The following is a 1,025-nucleotide window of genomic DNA, read 5'->3' as shown; positions in this document are numbered from 1 at the left end:
CATAAACACCTCGTCGATATATTTTTTAACGACCCAAGGCTCGCCCATCCACCACGCGGGCATCTGCCAGATCACGGCATCCATCCATAGAAATTTTTCTACCTCGCCCTCTATATCGTAGCCCTCATGTATCGTAGTTTCGCGCGTTTCGTGTCCTAGGGCTTCCAGTGTCCTTTTTGCTAACTCGTGCAAAGTTTTGTTTAGCTTGCCGCCTTTGCCGTTAAACGGCGCTCCGCCGTTGATAAGTAGTATTTTCATTTTAGTTCCTTTTGATTAAATTTATTCGTTAGCGACTCACCGCGCCTAAGTTCAAATTTCACCTCGCAGCCCTATGCAAAAATATAAGCGTAAATTTTACGAAGCGTTTAATTACTAAATTTTGCTTTCACGCCGCAGTTTACCGCCCCAAAATTTCAAATTTATCGCCGTGCACCGCGATCGCTTCGGCGTTATTTATCGGCACCAATTTTAACTTGCCGCCGTAAGCTTTTAAAATTTTAGCCGTGCTTTGCACGAAGGGCTCCTCGCCGTAGTGTACTACTGGATAGAATTTAACAAGATCTAGCCCCGTTTGCGCCGCGGCCCCGTAGTCGCCCGCATCGTCCATCACGCTCGCGTACTCCACGCTGGGAGCCGCGATCATCGCGCCCGCCGACTCGCCTACGTACACGAGCTCGCCGCTTCGGACGCGATCTGCGATGAGGCTGGCAAGACCTTTCTTTTTAAGCTCGCGCAAAAGATAAAATGTGTTGCCGCCGCTTACGTAAAGCACCTGCGCTGCGCCGATCTTTGCCTTCGCTTCGGCCTCGCTCGCTTTTGAAACGTCTAAAATTTGAACCTCAAAACCCATTTTGGCAAACGCCTCTTTCGCCTCGTCCACGTAGTCTCGGTACTCCTCTACGTTTGCGGCGGTCGGGATAAAAAGCACCTCTTTGGCGCGGATATTTTGCCTCGCATAGTCCTCAAAAAGCGTCGCCGCGCCCGCAAAATAGGAGCATAAAAACATCTCTATCATCGTTTTTCCT

The 1,025-nt window shown here is 49.8% G+C and carries 2 protein-coding genes; both read right to left on the bottom strand.

Annotated elements, in window-relative coordinates:
• A partial coding sequence (locus tag Q0314_RS06915; protein ID WP_298057756.1) for an NAD(P)H-dependent oxidoreductase occupies nucleotides 1-258 on the bottom strand: 258 nt, incomplete at its 3' end.
• Nucleotides 259-397: 139 nt separating this feature from the next.
• On the bottom strand, nucleotides 398-1,025 hold a 628-nt coding region (locus Q0314_RS06910), incomplete at its 5' end, for a Type 1 glutamine amidotransferase-like domain-containing protein (RefSeq protein ID WP_298057754.1).

Origin of the sequence: uncultured Campylobacter sp. (assembly GCF_938040115.1) — a bacterium.
In the GTDB taxonomy this organism is placed as follows: Bacteria; Campylobacterota; Campylobacteria; order Campylobacterales; family Campylobacteraceae; genus Campylobacter_A.
This window is presented reverse-complemented; position numbering and strand designations above follow the sequence as displayed.